Below are 16,418 nucleotides of genomic sequence, written 5' to 3' on the forward strand. Positions count from 1 at the left end.
CCTCGACACCCTCGAAGTCGACGACCTGGTCGTCGTCCATCAGGCGCTCGTCGAAGTAGAGCTGGTAGATCAGCCCGGAGCAGCCGCCGGGCTGCACCGCGATCCGCAGGCGGAGGTCGTCACGGCCCTCCTGCTCCAGCAGGCTCGTGACCTTCTGCGCGGCGCCGGGCGTGAGGGTGACGCCGTGCGCCGGGGCGGGGCGCTCGGTGGTGGTCGTGGTCATTCGGTCCTCCTCGAAGCTCGATTCCGTCCAGGATACGCCCCGGCCGCCGGGAACGGGGAGGACCGTCGGCGGCGAGCCGCCTCACGTCCCTGCACCGGCCGACGGGGACAGCCCCGGCCGCCCCGGCCGGCGGGCGCGGAGCCGCTCCCCCTCCCGGACACCGTCACAGCGCGCCGCGGAAGAGCGCCACCAGGATCACGCCCGCGTACCCGAGGAGCACGCCGGCGATCGCGCCCGTGGCGCCGTCCCGGCTGCGGCCCCTGAGCACGAGCGAGACGGCCGCGACGATCACGCCGAGGACCACGAGCGCGCCCCACCACAGCAGGAAGTAGCCGGAGAAGAAGCCGAACGCGAGGCCCAGCACCAGCAGCGGGATCATCAGCGGGGAGACCGGCGCGGGCTCCTGCCCGCTCCCCCGGCCGGTCCCGGCGCCCTGGCGGCCCGGTCCCTGGCCGCTCATGCCCCGTCCCCGTCGCGGCTCTGCGCGGTGCTCTCCGCGAGCGCGCCGGCGCCGCGCAGCAGCAGCGCCTCGGCGAGGCAGACCTTCGCGAACTCCCCGAGATGGAGGGACTCGTCGATCCCGTGCGCACGGGACTCGGGGTCCTCGACCCCCGTGACCAGCACCTCGGCCTGCGGGAAGACCTCGAGCAGGTCGGCGATGAACGGGATGGAGCCGCCGAGCCCGGTGTCCACCGCCTCGGTGTCCCAGGCTCGTGCGAAGGAGCGGCGGGCGAGGTCCATCGCGGCCGAGCTCTGCGCGGCGCTGAAGGGGCGACCCAGCTCCCCGCGGTGGATCGTGACCTTCGCCGTGGACGGGGCGTGGGACTCGAGATGGGCCGTCAGCGCCTCCATGGCGCGCTCGGGGTCATCGCCCGGCGGGATCCGCAGCGACACCTTCGCGCGGGCGACGGGCACGAGAGTGTTCGACGCGTCGCGCACGGAGGGGGCGTCGATGCCGATCACCGACAGCGCCGGACGGGTCCACAGTCGCGCGGTCAGCTGCCCCTCGCCGGAGAGCTCGGCCCCCTCGACGACGCCGGCGTCGCGGCGGTAGTCGACCTCGTCCATCTCGACGCTCGGGTCCTCGGCGCGGCGCAGCCCCTCGACGGCGACCGTGCCGTCCTCGTCGTGCAGGGTCGCGAGCAGGCGGCTGAGCTGGGTGAGGGCGTCGAGCACGGGACCGCCGAAGAGGCCGGAGTGGACGGCGTGGTCCAGGGCCCGCACCTCGACCACGAGGTCGACCAGGCCGCGCAGGCTCGTGGTCAGGGCCGGGGTGCCCACCGCCCAGTTCGCGGAGTCCGCGACGATGATGAGGTCCGCCGCGAGGGCGTCGCGGTGCGCCTCGATGAAGGGACGGAACGTCGGGGAGCCCGCCTCCTCCTCGCCCTCGACGAAGACGCTCACGCCGATGCCGTCGGCCGCGAGCTCCTCCCCGACCAGGCGCAGCGCGGTGACGTGGGCCATGATGCCGGCCTTGTCGTCGGCCGCGCCGCGCCCGTAGAGGCGGCCGTCGCGCTCGACGGGCTCGAAGGGGTCGCTGCTCCAGTCGGAGACCTCGCCGGTGGGCTGCACGTCGTGGTGCGCGTAGAGCAGCACCGTCGGGCGACCCGGGGCGGCCGGACTGCGTCCGATGACCGCGGGGCTCCCGCCCGCGACGGACTCGATCTCCACCTGCTGCATGCCGGCGCCGCGCAGCAGCTCGGCGACGGCCTCGGCGCTGCGGCGCACGGGCTCCTGGTCGTACCCCTCGAAGGCGATCGACGGGATCCGCACGAGATCCTTCAGATCCTCGATCGCGGCGGGGAGCAGGGGATCCAGGCGCTCGCGCAGCGCCTTAACCTCCTCCGGGGAGGCGGCGTCGGCGGTGGGCGAGACGGGGTCTTCGTTCAGGCTCATGGCCTTCACGGTACCGCCGCGGCCGGGCGACGGACCCGAGCACGGGGCAGGCCCTCGCAGGGGTCCCAGGCGGCTCCCGTCCCCGTCGCCTAGAATGCCCCGGTGATCTTCCGCAAGTCCGAGCCCCCGCATCCCGCCGAGCAGTCCTCGGCCCCTTCCCGCCCCGGCACCAAGGGTCGCCCCACGCGCACCCGCAAGGAGGCCGAGGCGGCGCGTCGCCGTCCGCTGGTCGTCGACGACCGCAAGGAGGCGCGCAAGCGCGATCGCGAGCGCGCCTCCCAGGAGCGCATGGAGGCGCAGCAGGCGCTGGTGACCGGCGATGAGCGGAAGATGCCGGCTCAGCACCGCGGCCCCGAGCGCCGCTACGTGCGCGACGTCGTGGACTCGCGCCGCAACATCGCCGAGTACTTCTTCCCGATCGCGCTGGTGTTCATGCTGGTGGCGCTGGTGCTGCCGCTGATCCGTCCGGAGATCACCACCGCGATGAGCACGGGCATGATCGTCGTGCTGTGGGGCGGCATCGCGCTGTGCGTGATCGACAGCCTCGTCCTGCGCCGCTCCCTGCGCGCGAAGCTCACCGAGCGCTTCGGCTCGGTGGGCCAGGGCCTGGTCGGCTACGGGATCATGCGAGCGATCCAGATCCGACGCTTCCGCCTGCCGAAGCCGCAGATCAAGCACGGCGAGGCGCCTCGCTGAGCGACTCCCCGGGACCACGAGAACGGCCGACGCGATCACTCGCGTCGGCCGTTCTCGTGTAAAGAGGGCTCAGGCCTCCGGGGAGGCGGTGCCCGCCTCGCCCTGCGGCACGTCCTTCGCGGAATCCTTCGGCGCGTCCTTCGCGGCGGGCTTCGCGTCGACGCCCGCCTCCTTGCGCTGCTGCGGAGTGATCGGGGCGGGGGCCGCGGTCAGGGGGTCGTAGCCGTTGCCGGTCTTGGGGAAGGCGATGACCTCGCGGATCGACTCCTCCCCGGCCAGCAGCGCCACGATCCGGTCCCAGCCGAAGGCGATGCCGCCGTGCGGCGGGGCACCGAACTGGAAGGCGTCCAGCAGGAAGCCGAACTTCTCCTGCGCCTCCTCGGCGCCGATCCCCATCACCTCGAAGACGCGCTGCTGCACGTCCTGGGAGTGGATGCGGATCGAGCCACCGCCGATCTCGTTGCCGTTGCAGACGATGTCGTAGGCGTAGGCGAGGGCGCTGCCCGGGTCCGTGTCGAAGGTGTCGAGGAACTCGGGCTTCGGCGAGGTGAAGGCGTGGTGGACCGCGGTCCAGGCGCCCCCGCCCACGGCGACGTCACCGGCCGCGCGGGCATCCGCGGCGGGCTCGAACATCGGCGCGTCGACGACCCACACGAAGGCGAAGGCGTCCTCGTCGATGAGCCCGAGCTTCTCGGCGATCTCGTTCCGGGCCGCGCCGAGCAGGGCACGGGAGCTCTTCGGCTCGCCGGCGGCGAAGAAGACGCAGTCGCCGGGGGCCGCGCCGGTCTTCTCGAGCAGACCCGCCTTCTCCTGCTCGGAGATGTTCTTGGAGACGGGACCGGTGAGGGTCCCGTCCTCCTGGACGAGCACGTAGGCGAGACCCTTCGCACCGCGCTGCTTGGCCCACTCCTGCCAGGCGTCGAGCTGGCGACGGGGCTGGGAGGCGCCGCCGGCCATGACGACCGCGCCGACGTAGGGGGCCTGGAACACGCGGAAGGGCGTGTCCGCGAAGTACTCGGTCATCTCGACCAGCTCGAGGTCGAAGCGCAGGTCGGGCTTGTCCGAGCCGTAGCGGCGCATCGACTCGGCGTAGGTGATGCGCGGGAAGGGGCCGGAGATCTCATGGCCGGCCTTCGCCCAGACGGCGGAGAGGATCTGCTCGGCCAGCGCGATCACGTCCTCCTGGTCCACGAAGCTCATCTCGACGTCGAGCTGGGTGAACTCGGGCTGGCGGTCGGCGCGGAAGTCCTCGTCGCGGTAGCAGCGGGCGAGCTGGAAGTACTTCTCGATGCCACCCACCATGAGCAGCTGCTTGAACAGCTGCGGGGACTGCGGCAGCGCGTACCAGGAGCCCGGGGCGAGGCGCGCGGGGACCAGGAAGTCGCGGGCGCCCTCGGGGGTGGAGCGGGTCAGGGTCGGGGTCTCGACCTCGACGAAGCCCTGGTCCAGGAGGGTGTCGCGCGCGGCGCGGTTCACCTCGGAGCGCAGGCGCATCGCGGCGGCCGGGCCCTGCCGACGCAGGTCGAGGTAGCGGTAGCGCAGGCGGGTCTCCTCGCCCACCTCGCTGTGCTCGTCGAGCTGGAAGGGCAGCGGCGCGGAGGTGCTGAGCACCTCGACCTCGGTCGCGGTGACCTCGATCTCGCCGGTGGGCAGCTGCGGGTTCTCGTTGCCCTCGGGGCGGCGGTCGACGGAGCCGGTCACCTTCAGCACGTACTCGCTGCGCAGGTGCATCGCCTCGTCCTCGCGCACGACGACCTGGGTGACGCCCGCGGCGTCGCGCAGATCGAGGAACGTCACGCCGCCGTGGTCACGGCGACGGCCGATCCAGCCGGTGAGGGTGACGGTCTGTCCGATGTGCTCCTGGCGGAGCTCACCGGCGGTGTGGGTGCGCAGCACGGGATGTCCTTCGCGGTGTCGGGGGTCGGTGGCTCCCCGGCGCGGCGCGCGCGGGGTCCGGCGCACGGGGTGCGCGGAGAGGCCAGCCTACCGTCCGGGGTGAGGGATCTCGCCACCGCCGACCTGTCGGAGCGGGCCCTCTCCCCCGTAGACTCGAGATCTGTTCGACCTGCCGGAGCGCAGGTCCTTCCGCCCGAGTCCGCCCGAGCATGCCGTGCCCCGCGCATGGCGCTCGCAGCGCGGAATGTATGGGCAGCCACGCCCTGCGACCTGTTGGGGCCTGTTGAAACCCCTGACCGTCGTAAGGACGCCATGACCGAATCCCGCCCTGCCCCCGATGCCGCCGACCCCGCCGACGGGTCCGACGTCCCTGCCGAGACCGTGACCGAGAGCACCGAGGGGGCGGGCGCGCAGAGCGGGGCCGCCCCCTCGGCCGCCGAGGAGCCGCAGGCCCCGGCCGGGCCCAGCTTCGACGACATCGACCTGCCGGCGCCGCTGCGGCGCGCGGTCGACGAGCTCGGCTTCACCACCCCCTCGGCGATCCAGGCGCAGGCGATCCCCTCGCTGCTCGAGGGCCGCGACGTGATCGGCGTCGCCCAGACCGGCACCGGCAAGACGGCCGCCTTCGGCCTGCCGCTGCTGGCCGCCGTGGACCCGTCCGCCCGCGAGCTGCAGGCGCTGGTGCTCGCCCCGACCCGTGAGCTCGCGATGCAGGTCGCCGACGCGATCTCCTCCTTCGCCACCTCCATGGGCGGGCTCGACGTGGTCGCCCTGTACGGCGGCTCCCCCTACGGCCCGCAGGAGCGCGCGCTCTCGCGCGGCGCCCAGGTCGTCGTCGGCACCCCCGGCCGCGTGATGGACCACATGCGCCGCGCGAACCTCAAGCTGGACACGATCCGCTTCGCGGTCCTGGACGAGGCCGACGAGATGCTGCGCATGGGCTTCGCGGAGGACGTCGAGGAGATCCTCTCCCACTCCCCCGAGAGCCGTCAGGTCGCGCTGTTCTCCGCGACGATGCCCGCCGCGATCCAGCGCGTGGCGCAGACCCACATGAAGGACCCGGTGCGTGTGAGCGTCACCCCGCAGTCCTCCACCGTCAAGAGCGTCACCCAGACCTACGCCGTGGTGCCCTTCAAGCACCGCACCGGCGCGCTCGCCCGCGTGCTGGCCACCTCGTCCGCCGAGGCGGCGATCGTCTTCGTGCGCACCCGCGCCGCCGCCGAGGAGGTGGGCTCCGCGCTGGTGGCCCGCGGCCTGATCGCGGCGTCGATCAGCGGCGACGTGCCGCAGAAGGAGCGCGAGAAGATCGTCGAGCGGCTCCGCGACGGCTCTCTGCAGGTGCTCGTCGCCACCGACGTCGCCGCCCGCGGCCTGGACGTCGAGCGGATCGGCCTGGTGGTGAACTTCGACGTGCCCAAGGAGGCGGAGTCGTACGTCCACCGCATCGGCCGCACCGGTCGCGCGGGCCGCACCGGCGAGGCGCTGACCTTCATCGGCCCGCACGAGCGCCGTGCGCTGAAGAACATCGAGCGCGCCACCAAGCAGACCCTCGCCGAGGCGGACATCCCCTCGCCCCGCGACGTCTCCAAGCATCGTCTCGCCGCACTGCTGACCCAGGTCCCCGAGCGGATCGAGCGGGGCCGTCTGGAGCTGTACCGCGAGCTGATCGGCGAGTTCGTCGCCGAGAACGACATCGACCCGCTCGAGCTCGCCGCCGTGCTCGGCGCGATGACCGTGGGCGACGAGGGCCCCGGCGCGGCGAACGAGGACGAGGAGTTCACCGGTGCGCAGCTGCGCGGCGACGACCGTGAGCGCGGCGACCGCGGCCCGCGGGAGGCGACGCCGACGGAGCGCGGGTACACCTCCTACAAGGTCGGGGTCGGCCACTCCCACGGCGCACGCCCGCCGGGCATCGTCGGCGCCATGACCGGCGAGGGCGGCCTGCACGGGAAGGACATCGGCAAGATCCAGATCTTCCCGCACTTCTCGCTGGTCCAGATCCGCGGCTCACTCACCCCGGAGCAGATGGACCGCATCAGCCGGGCCAAGCTCGGCGGGCGCGAGCTGCGCATCGGCCCGGACCGCGGGCCGCGCGGGGGCAAGGGCCCGCGTCGTGACGGCGAGCGTCCCTTCCGCCGCGACGACCGACCGCGCCGTGACGACCGCGACGGCCGCCCCGAGGGCAGGCGCCGCCCCTTCCGCCGGGAAGGCTGAGCGCCGCTCCCGCCCCGGGGACGGCCCCGCCTCGATGCGGCTGCCCGGGGCGTGAGCTCGGCGGTGCCCGGCTCCGCCGGGCACCTCGCGACGCAGTGCCTCCGCACAGCACAGGACCCCGTCACCCTTCCGGGTGGCGGGGTCCTGTCGTCGCGGGGTCGCGACCGGTATCGGCCCTGCGGAGGCGTCAGCCCTGCTTCTGCTGTGCCTCGGCGTAGGCCTTGCGGACCTCGTCCATGTCCAGGTTCTTCACCTGGCCGATGAGGTCCTCGAGCGCGGACTGCGGCAGGGCGCCGGCCTGGGAGAAGACCGGGATGCCCTCGCGGTAGGCGACGAGGGTCGGGATGGAGGTGACGCCGTAGCGCATGGCGAGGTCCTGCTGGTCCTCGGTGTCGACCTTCGCGAAGGTGACGTCCTCGTGCGTCTCCGAGGCCTCCTCGTAGATCGGGGAGAAGCGCTGGCACGGCACGCACCAGCCCGCCCAGAAGTCGATCAGGACGATGCCGTCCTCGACGGTCTTGTCGTGGTTCTCGGTGGTCAGAGTGAGCGTAGCCATGCCCCCTGGAACGCCGCGGCCCCGGGGATCATTCCCCCGGGGCCGCGGTGTGAGCCAGCTCATCCTCCGGCGGTCGGACAGGCGGTCAGTCCACCTGGTCCTCCTGGGCGGCGAGGACGCGCGGGCGCAGGTCCTCGGCGGGGGGCTGCCAGGTGGTGGCGTCGGCCGCGGACTGGTCGCCGCTGCGGATGTCCTTGACCTCCCCGCCGGTGCCCTCCTCGCCGGGGAACCAGATGAAGGGGATGCCGCGGCGGTCGGCGTAGCGGATCTGCTTGCCGAACTTCGCGGCGCTCGGAGCGACCTCGCAGGCGATGCCGCGGGCGCGCAGCGCCCGGGCGGCCGCGTCGCTGCGGCCCCGGTGCTCCTCATCGGCGACCGAGACGAGCACGCAGGTGGGGACCGCGCGGCTCGGCGCCGCCATCCCGGCCGAGACGAGGCGGGAGACCAGCCGCGAGAGGCCGATGGAGAGGCCGACGCCGGGATAGGTGTGGCGGTTGTCGGAGGCGAGGCGGTCGTAGCGCCCGCCGGAGCAGATCGAGCCGAGCGACTCGTGCCCGGCGACGAAGCTCTCGAACACGGTGCCGGTGTAGTAGTCCAGGCCGCGGGCGATCGAGAGGTCCGCGACGATCATGCCGGGCACGGCCGCCTCGACCCGCTCGATGACGGCGGTGAGCTCGGCGATGCCCTCCTCGACCATCTCGCCGCTGCCGCCGAGGTCGCGGACCTGATGGGCGAAGGAGGCATCACGAGTGCGGATCGAGGCGAAGGCGAGCGCCCTCTGCGCCTGCTCCTCGCTCGCGCCGGCCTCGTCGCGCAGCAGTGCGGCCACGGCGCCGGCGCCGATCTTCGGCAGCTTGTCGAGGGCACGCAGCACGGGGGTGTGGTCCTGGAAGCCGATCGCACGGAAGAAGCCCTCGGAGAGGCGGCGGGTGTTGGCGTGGATGCTCACCTGCGGCAGCGGCAGGCGCGAGAGGATCTCCGCCATCACGATCGCGACCTCGGCCTCGACGTGGCCGGGCAGGGTGTCCTGGCCGATCACGTCGAGATCGGCCTGGTAGAACTCGCGGAACCGGCCGTCCTGGGGACGCTCGCCACGCCACACCTTCTGGATCTGGTAGCGCCGGAAGGGGAAGGCGAGGTCGTTCTGGTGCTCGAGCACGTAGCGGGCGAGCGGGACGGTGAGGTCGAAGTGCAGGCCGAGGGTGCGGGAGCGGTCGGCGCCGGCGTCCTCGTCGCCCTCCTCGGCGTGGAGGCGGCGCAGCACGTACCCCTCCTTGTCGATCTCCCCCTTGCGCAGCAGCTGCTCGAGCGGCTCGACCGCGCGCGTCTCGATGCCGGAGAACCCGTGCAGCTCGGCGACCTCCCGGAACACGTCGATCACGTGCTGCTCGACGAGACGCTCGGAGGGGAGCCACTCCGGGAATCCTGACAGGGCGGCGATCTTCGCCATGCGGTGCACTTCCTTCTGGTCGTCTGCGGTGCGGGCCCATTATCCCCTCTCGGGGCCGGGCGTGCCCGAGGCGGGGTCGCACGGCGCCGGACGAGGCGGAACGCCGGCGCGCTCCGCTGTAGAGTTCCGTGACGTGGTCGCCCCGGTCCCTCCGTGACGAGCACCCCATCAGCCCGGCCGTCCCGGTGACGGCAGTGTCCCGCCCCGCAGCGGATCCCATCGAAGGAGCTCATCGTGAGCGAGTCCGAGACTTCCCTCCCCGCCGACCAGGCAGCCGCCCAGCCCGCCGACGCCGTCGTCGACGCCACGGCCGAGCAGAGCTCCGCGGAGCCCTCCGCCCCCGAGGCGCAGACCGCGGCCGCCGAGCAGGCCGGCCCCGCCGCCGAGACCGGCGAGCGGGTCGCGGGGGCCGAGCAGAGCACCGCGACAGAGCAGAGCACCGCGACCGGGGAGAGCGCCTCGGAGACCAGAACTGCCTCGGAGGCCTCGACCTCCTCGGACGACGCGACTCCCCCCGACGACGCGGCCCCCGCCGAGGGAGCGGGTGCCTCCACCGCGGCGACGCCGGCGACGCCTGCACCGACCCCCGTGACGAAGCCCGCGCCGGCCGGTTCCCGCCCGCGACCGGCCGCCCCCTCCCCCGCCGCGCTGGCGGGGAAGAAGCCGACGGCGGCGCTGCTGCCCGTCGCTCCCGCGGCCGCCGAGCACGACCCCGCCGAGATCGCCGCGGCGAAGGCCTTCGGCAGCGTGGCGGCGGACGGCACCGTCACCGTCCAGGACGGCACCCAGGTGCGCACGATCGGCACCACGACCGAGACCGACCACGACGCCGCGCTCGAGCCCTTTGCGAAGGGGTACCTGGACCTGGTCGCCTTCCTCGACCAGACCGCCTCAGCCCTCACCGCGCCCGAGCACACCCAGAACGAGCTCAACCGGCTCCTGGAGAACCTGCGCAAGAACATGAAGGAGCCGCAGGTCGTCGGCGACATCCCGGCGCTGCGCGTACGCGCCTCCGAGCTGCGCGAGCAGGCCAAGGAGAAGATCCGGGCGCTCGAGGCGAAGCGGGCCGAGGGCCGTGAGGCCGCGACCCGTCGCCGCACCGAGTTCGTCGAGTCGATCGAGGCCCTGGTCGCCACCGACCCGGAGCAGATCTCCTGGAAGAACGCCGGCGAGACGATGCGTCAGATGGTCCCGACGTGGAAGCAGATGCAGTCCGAGGACATCGGCCTGGACCGCCCCACCGAGGAGGCTCTGTGGAAGCGGCTCTCGGCCGCCCGCGGCTCCTTCGACCGGATGCGCAAGCAGTTCTTCTCCCAGCTCGACGAGCGGCATGCCGAGGCCGCCGCGCAGAAGGAGGAGCTCATCGCCCGCGCCGAGGCGATGCAGGACTCCACCGACTGGGGTCCGACGGTCCGGGCGTACAAGGACCTCATGGACCAGTGGCGTCGTGCGCCGCGCGGCAGCCGCAAGAAGGATGACGCCCAGTGGAAGCGGTTCAAGGCCGCCCAGGACACGTTCTTCGCGGCGCGCAACGCGGATCTCCACGAGACCGAGGCGGAGCAGCGCAAGAACCTCGAGGTGAAGGAGGCGCTGCTGGCCGAGGCCGAGGCCCTCGACCCGGCCGAGGACCTCGAGGCGGCGAAGTCCGCGCTGCGCTCGGTCCAGGACCGCTGGGAGGAGGCGGGCAAGGTGCCGCGCGGCGACATGCGTCGGATCGACTCCCGCCTGCGGGCCGTCGAGCGTGCGGTGAAGGACGCCGAGCAGGCCGAATGGCGCCGCACCGATCCGCGCACCAAGGCGCGCGTCGAGGGTGCGTCCTCGCAGCTGCACTCCGCGATCGCCTCCTATGAGGAGGCGCTGGAGAAGGCGCGTGCCGGCGGCGACCCGAAGAAGATCGCGGAGGCCGAGGCGGCGCTCGAGGCCCGCAAGGAGTGGCTCGCGGTGATCGAGCGCTCCGCCCGCGACCTGGGCTGAGGCGCCCGCGCGCCGTCCGCCGGCGCCGCGCACCTCTCCTCCCCACTGCCCCGCTCGTCCACAGGGACGGGCGGGGCATTGCCGTGCGGACCGGTGGGGGCCAGGGTCGATGCATGGAGACCCTCGCCGCCGCCGCGCCCGCCCTCACCGCACCCGCTCCCGGGGTGCCCGTCGACGCCGCGCTCCGCGGCGCCCTGGCGGACCCCGTGCTGCGCGAGCTCCTCACCGACGCCCCCGCACAGGACGCTCCCCCGCCCTGCGACCGCCCGCCCCCACCTGCGAGGCTGCGCCCGATCGGGCTGTGCGCGGCCTGGTCCCATCACGCGGCGGAACTCGCCCTCCCCCTCGGCGCCGAGCTGCAGCGCTGGGAGGAGACCCCGACCACCGCCGCGATGGTCGCCCGCGGGGAGATCATCCGACTGCTGCCCGGGGTGTTCCTGCCCCCGGATCTCCTCGGGACCTCGGTGCGCCGTGCCCTGGCGCTCGGCTGCGCCCTCGGGGAGCACCTGCAGTCCCATCACGTGATCGCCGGGAGGAGCGCCGCCTGGGTGCATCTGGGCGGTCGGCCGCCGGCACCGCTCGAGCTGCTCTCCCCCGCGCACCGAGGGATCCTCGCCGGCGTGGTCCAGCGCCATGCCCGGCTCGTCCCGGGCGACATCGACACCGTCGGCGGCGCGCCCGTGACCACGCCCCGCCGCACCGCCTCGGATCTGCTGCGCTTCAGCCCCGAGGCGATCGCCCGCCCGCTGCTGCGGCGACTCGAACGGGCCGGCCTGGTGGAGCACGAGGAGCTGCGCGCGCATCTGCACCGGCTGCACCGGCATCCCGGCGTGCAGGAGGCCCGGGAGCGGCTGGACCGGGCTCTCACACCGCTCACGGCGCGGTCGGACACGGCAGAGCTGGACGGGACCGGACGGTGCGGACCGCGACGGGCCCTGGAGCCGCCGTCCACTGTGTGGCCGCTCACAGGGATGCGCCTGGAGGGTCCGCTGATCACAGCGCGGTCGGAGCGGAACGGGCCTCTCAGCTCGCCGTGAGCGGCGCTCCGAGTCCGACGGGCCGGCCGTCGGCCGTGACGCGGTAGACGTCGTAGACGCCCTCGACGCGCCTGACCTGGGCGAGCACGGACTGGAGGTGCGTGGGATCGGCCAGCTCGAAGGAGAAGAAGGTCGTCGCGAGCCGGTCGGTGTTCGACTGCGCCGAGGCGGACTGCAGATTGACCTGCTGCTCCGAGATCACCAGCGCCAGATCGGTGAGGAGTCGGGGGCGGTCCAGCGCCTCGACCTTGATGTGCACGAGATAGGCGGTGGAGTGCCGCCCGGACCAGCTCGCCTCGACCATGCGATCGGGCTGCTGCTCCTGGAGCTGTATCGCATTGGTGCAGCTGGTGTGGTGCACGGAGATCCCCGAGCCGCGGGTGATGAAGCCGACGATCGGATCGCCCGGCACCGGAGCGCAGCACTTGGCGAGCTTGACCCACAGGTCGGCATGGCCGTCCACGATGACGCCCTGGTCCGTCTCCGCCGTGTGACGTTCGGCGCGGCTGCCCCGCGGGCGGACCTTCGAGGGCAGGGTGATCTCGGCGAGGTCCTCCTCCGCCCCGTCGGCGCCGCCGAAGGAGGCGCGCAGCTTCTCGACGACGTGCTGGGCACCGGTGTGACCCTCGCCGATCGAGGTGTACAGCGCATCGATCGAGCCGAGGTTGAGCTCCGAGGCGATCGTGGCGAGCGTGTCGTGGGTGAGCAGGCGGCGCATGGGCAGGTCCTGCCGGCGCAGCGCCTTGGCGAGCTCCTCCTTGCCCCGCTCGAGCGCCTCCTCGCGACGCTCCTTCGAGAACCACTGGCGGATCTTGTTGCGCGCCCGCGGGGACTTCACGAAGCCGAGCCAATCCCGGCTGGGGCCGGCATCGGCGGACTTCGAGGTGAAGACCTCCACGACGTCGCCGGTGGCGAGCGCGGACTCCAGGGAGACCAGGCGTCCGTTCACCCGCGCCCCGATCGTGCGGTGTCCCACCTCGGTGTGGACCGAGTAGGCGAAGTCGACCGGGGTCGAGCCCTGCGGCAGGGCGAGCACGTCCCCCTTCGGCGTGAAGACGTACACCTCCTGCGTGTTGATCTCGAACCGCAGCGAGTCCAGGAACTCGCCGGAGTCGGTGGTCTCCTTCTGCCAGTCCATCAGCTGGCGCAGCCAGGCGGCGTCGTTCGTGATCGCCGCGGACTCGCCACCGCCCTGGCCGCCCGCCATCGCCTTGTACTTCCAGTGCGCGGCGACGCCGTACTCCGCCCGGCGGTGCATCTCACGAGTGCGGATCTGGACCTCGACCGGCTTGCCGGTCGGGCCGATCACGGTGGTGTGCAGCGACTGGTACAGGTTGAACTTCGGCAGCGCGATGTAGTCCTTGAAGCGGCCCTGCACCGGCGACCAGCGCGCGTGGAGCGTGCCGAGCACCCCGTAGCAGTCGCGGACCGTGTCCACGAGCACCCTCACCCCGACCAGATCGTAGATGTCGGAGAAGTCGCGGCCCCGCACGATCATCTTCTGGTAGATCGAGTAGTAGTGCTTGGGCCGGCCGGTGACCTCGGCCTTGATCCGCGCCTTCTTCAGATCCTCCTGGATCTGGGAGGAGACGGTGGAGAGGTACTGCTCGCGCGCCGGGGCGTGCTGGGCGACCAGCGAGACGATCTCCTCGTACACCTTGGGGTAGAGGACCTGGAAGGAGCGGTCCTCCAGCTCCCACTTCATCGCGTTCAGCCCCAGGCGGTGCGCGAGCGGGGCGTAGATCTCGAGGGTCTCCTTCGCCTTGCGCTCCGCCGAGGCGGCCGGCACGTACTTCCAGGTGCGGGCGTTGTGGAGGCGGTCGGCGAGCTTGATCAGCAGCACGCGCACGTCGCGGCTCATCGCCACGATCATCTTGCGCACGGTCTCGGCCTGCGCGGCCTCGCCGTAGGTGACCTTGTCCAGCTTCGTCACGCCGTCGACCATGACGGCGATGACCTCGCCGAACTCGGCGCGCAGCTGGTCCAGGGAGTAGTCGGTGTCCTCGACCGTGTCGTGCAGGAGCGCGGCGGCGACGACATCGGCCGGCGAGCCGAGCTCGGCGAGGATCGTGGCGACCGAGACCGGATGGGTGATGTACGGGTCGCCGCTGCGGCGGGTCTGGCCGCGGTGGGCGCGCTCGGCGACGGTGTACGCCTGGCGAACCAGCTCCTGGTTCTCCTTCGGGCTCACCGCCGTCATCGTCTCCAGCAGCGGTGCGAGCAGCGGATCCACCGGGGAGGAGCGCGGGGCGAAGAAGGACAGGCGCGAGCGGGAGCGTCGCGGCGCGGTCGAGGGGGTGCGCGGCGAGTCGGGCTGTGCGGGCGGCGTGGCGGGAGGGCGCGCGGCCTGGTCGGCCGGGCCGGCGTCGGCCCCGGCCTGCTCGGATGCGGTCCGCTCCTGCATGCACACCTCCCTGCCTGGAAGGCCCCAGTCTACGCGCGGGCGACAGGGGTGCGCGCCGCGTCCGCCGGCGGCGGACGGCGACGTCCCGGGGATCAGTCGGGGATGGACCAGACAGTGGTCAGCGGCACGTCCGGCAGCAGGTCGCGGCCGCCGAGGCCCTCGAGCTCGATGAGGAAGGAGGCACCGAGCAGCTCGACCTCGAATCGTCGGGTGAGCTCGACCGTGGCCGCGGCGGTCCCGCCGGTGGCGAGCAGGTCGTCGAGCACGAGGGTCCGCGCGCCGGCCGGGAGCGAGTTCTCGGGGATCTGGATCTCGGCGCTGCCGTACTCGAGCTCGTACTTCAGCCCGGCCGGGCGACCAGGGAGCTTGCCCGCCTTGCGCACCGGGATGAACCCGGCGCCGAGCTCGTACGCGAGCGGTGCACCGAGTACGAAGCCGCGGGCCTCGGTGCCGACGATGTACTCGATGCCCTCGGGCAGCAGCGTGGTCCAGTAGCGGATGACGCGGCGCAGCGCGCTCGCGTCGCGCAGCAGCGGGGTGATGTCGCGGAAGAGCACGCCGGGGGCCGGGAAGTCCGGGTACTCGGCGATGTGCGTGCTGCGCAGCGCCTCGATCTCGGCCGCTGCGGGGATCTCCTCCGCGGTGCGGAGCGGGGCAGGGGCGGTCTGCGGGTCGTTCATCGGTTCCTCACCTGCCGGAGCGTCGGCGTCGGGTGGTCCTGCGCGGCTGCTGCCGGGCGGGGCGGGGTGCGGCGTCGCGGCCGACGGTGCCGTCGTCCTCGTCGGCGGGGTCGGCCTCCGGGGTGCGCCCCTCCCCCTCGTCCGCCGTGTCGGCGTCCGCAGGATCGGCGGCGTCAGGGTCGGCGGCATCGGCGTCGCCGCCGCGCGTCGCGGCGTCCTCTGCGCCGGGAGCCCTGGCCGAGTCCTCGGACGTCGAGCCGGTCTCCCCGCGGCGCGCCCGCTCGAGGGCGCCGGTGTGGCGGACGATCGTGTCCTCGCGCCGGCGGAGGTCCACGAGCAGCCCCGGGGCGAGGAAGATCGAGGAGTAGGTACCGGCGATGATCCCGATGAACAGGGCGAGGGAGATGTCCTTGAGGGTGCCGGCGCCGAGCAGGAACGCGCCGATGGCGAGGATCGAGCCGATCGGCAGCAGCGCGACGACGGAGGTGTTGATCGACCGCACCAGGGTCTGGTTCGCGGCGAGCTCGACGAGCTCGGCGAAGGTGCGTCGGCGCTGGCCCGTGAGGTCTGCGGTGTTCTCCCGCACCTTGTCGAACACGACGATGGTGTCGTAGAGCGAGTAGCCCATGACGGTGAGGAAGCCGATGACCGTGCCGGGCGTGATCTCGAAGCCGACCACGCCGTACACCGCCGCGGTGAGCAGCATGTCGTGGCCCAGCGCGATCATCGCGGCGAGGGACGCCTTGAGGTCGCGGAAGTACAGCGCCATCATCGCGGCGACCAGGACCAGGAAGACCACGACGCCGCGGGCCATCTTCTGGGTGACGTCGCCGCTCCACACGGGGCCGATGTAGGAGGTCGAGACCGAGTCGGCGGGCACCCCGTAGGCCGTCGCGAGCTCTCCGGCGAGCTCGGCCGTCTGGTCCGAGTCGAGCTGCTCGGTCTGCACGCGCAGGGTGTCGCCGCCGAGCTGGGTGACCTTCGGCTCGTTGTCCGGCAGGTGCGCGCGCACGACCTCTCGCGCGGAGGACTGCTCGGTGTCGGCGACCCCGGCGATCTGGAACTCGGAGCCGCCGGTGAACTCGATGCCGAGGTTGGGCCCGCGCACGACCGCGAGGGCGCCCAGCAGCACCACGACGACGACGCTGATCAGGTACCAGGTGCGTCGGCGGGAGACGATCGGCAGGATCCGCCTGCCGGCGTGGAGGTCGTTGCCGAAGGTGGCGAAGGTGGCGCTCATCGGCCCTGCTCCTCGGTCTCGTCGGTGTCCTCGTGGGCCGGGGCGTCGGCCGCGCCGTCGTCGGAGGGGCCGTCCGCAGAGACCCCGTCACGGGCCTCCTGCGCCTCGCGCGCCTCCCGGGCCTCGCGGGCGCGGCGCACCGCGATCGGCTC

General features: G+C 73.0%; 13 protein-coding genes. 4 read left to right on the forward strand and 9 right to left on the reverse strand.

The window, feature by feature from the left end; translation table 11 throughout:
- The 3 genes from HMPREF3159_RS04100 to HMPREF3159_RS04110 form a co-directional block, all read right to left on the reverse strand.
- Positions 1–223 (reverse strand): HesB/IscA family protein (locus HMPREF3159_RS04100; RefSeq protein ID WP_305764313.1); only part of this gene is annotated, 223 nt, incomplete at its 3' end.
- 163 nt (positions 224–386) lie between these two features.
- Positions 387–683 carry a hypothetical protein gene (locus HMPREF3159_RS04105; RefSeq protein ID WP_246821463.1) on the reverse strand — a complete coding sequence of 99 codons (297 nt, stop codon included), beginning with the start codon at positions 681–683 and terminating at the stop codon, positions 387–389.
- Complete coding sequence (locus HMPREF3159_RS04110) at positions 680–2,119, reverse strand: dipeptidase (RefSeq protein ID WP_070499801.1); 1,440 nt, start codon at positions 2,117–2,119, stop codon at positions 680–682. Before HMPREF3159_RS04110 ends, HMPREF3159_RS04105 begins: the two co-directional genes overlap by 4 nt.
- Positions 2,120–2,221: 102 nt before the next feature.
- On the opposite strand from HMPREF3159_RS04110, the gene HMPREF3159_RS04115 reads away from it, so the two are divergent.
- A complete protein-coding gene (locus HMPREF3159_RS04115) occupies positions 2,222–2,815 on the forward strand; it encodes a DUF3043 domain-containing protein (protein ID WP_070499802.1) in 594 nt (197 codons plus the stop codon).
- Positions 2,816–2,884: 69 nt separating this feature from the next.
- Here HMPREF3159_RS04115 and aspS read toward each other — a convergent pair whose 3' ends face one another.
- Positions 2,885–4,711, reverse strand: a complete 1,827-nt coding sequence (aspS, locus tag HMPREF3159_RS04120) for an aspartate--tRNA ligase (protein ID WP_070499803.1) — start codon at positions 4,709–4,711, stop codon at positions 2,885–2,887.
- Between the two features lie 312 nt (positions 4,712–5,023).
- Here aspS and HMPREF3159_RS04125 point away from each other — a divergent pair, with 312 nt between their 5' ends.
- A complete protein-coding gene (locus tag HMPREF3159_RS04125; RefSeq protein WP_070499804.1) occupies positions 5,024–6,925 on the forward strand; it encodes a DEAD/DEAH box helicase in 1,902 nt (633 codons plus the stop codon).
- Between the two features lie 187 nt (positions 6,926–7,112).
- Here the strand turns inward: HMPREF3159_RS04125 and trxA are convergent, their stop codons facing one another.
- Both trxA and hisS read right to left on the reverse strand, forming a co-directional pair.
- Entirely contained in the window at positions 7,113–7,481 is a 369-nt protein-coding gene (gene trxA, locus HMPREF3159_RS04130; protein WP_010552359.1) for a thioredoxin, read from the reverse strand.
- Positions 7,482–7,566: 85 nt separating this feature from the next.
- A complete protein-coding gene (gene hisS / locus HMPREF3159_RS04135) occupies positions 7,567–8,931 on the reverse strand; it encodes a histidine--tRNA ligase (protein WP_070499805.1) in 1,365 nt (454 codons plus the stop codon).
- A gap of 234 nt (positions 8,932–9,165) precedes the next feature.
- Here hisS and HMPREF3159_RS04140 point away from each other — a divergent pair, with 234 nt between their 5' ends.
- Complete coding sequence (locus tag HMPREF3159_RS04140; protein ID WP_070499806.1) at positions 9,166–10,905, forward strand: DUF349 domain-containing protein; 1,740 nt, start codon at positions 9,166–9,168, stop codon at positions 10,903–10,905.
- 113 nt (positions 10,906–11,018) lie between these two features.
- A complete protein-coding gene (locus HMPREF3159_RS04145) occupies positions 11,019–11,942 on the forward strand; it encodes a hypothetical protein (RefSeq protein WP_070499807.1) in 924 nt (307 codons plus the stop codon).
- Here the strand turns inward: HMPREF3159_RS04145 and HMPREF3159_RS04150 are convergent.
- From HMPREF3159_RS04150 to secF, 3 genes are all read right to left on the reverse strand, one after another.
- Entirely contained in the window at positions 11,929–14,346 is a 2,418-nt protein-coding gene (locus tag HMPREF3159_RS04150) for a RelA/SpoT family protein (RefSeq protein WP_070499808.1), read from the reverse strand. The two genes, HMPREF3159_RS04145 and HMPREF3159_RS04150, sit on opposite strands and share 14 nt — an antisense overlap.
- 92 nt (positions 14,347–14,438) lie before the next feature.
- Positions 14,439–15,026 carry an adenine phosphoribosyltransferase gene (locus tag HMPREF3159_RS04155; protein WP_083305786.1) on the reverse strand — a complete coding sequence of 196 codons (588 nt, stop codon included), beginning with the start codon at positions 15,024–15,026 and terminating at the stop codon, positions 14,439–14,441.
- Positions 15,027–15,033: 7 nt separating this feature from the next.
- Positions 15,034–16,266: a protein translocase subunit SecF gene (secF, locus tag HMPREF3159_RS04160; protein ID WP_070499809.1), complete on the reverse strand. Its 1,233-nt coding sequence runs from the start codon at positions 16,264–16,266 to the stop codon at positions 15,034–15,036.
- Positions 16,267–16,418: the final 152 nt, after the last annotated feature.

The organism is Brachybacterium sp. HMSC06H03 (assembly GCF_001807385.1).
GTDB lineage: Bacteria > Actinomycetota > Actinomycetes > Actinomycetales > Dermabacteraceae > Brachybacterium > Brachybacterium conglomeratum.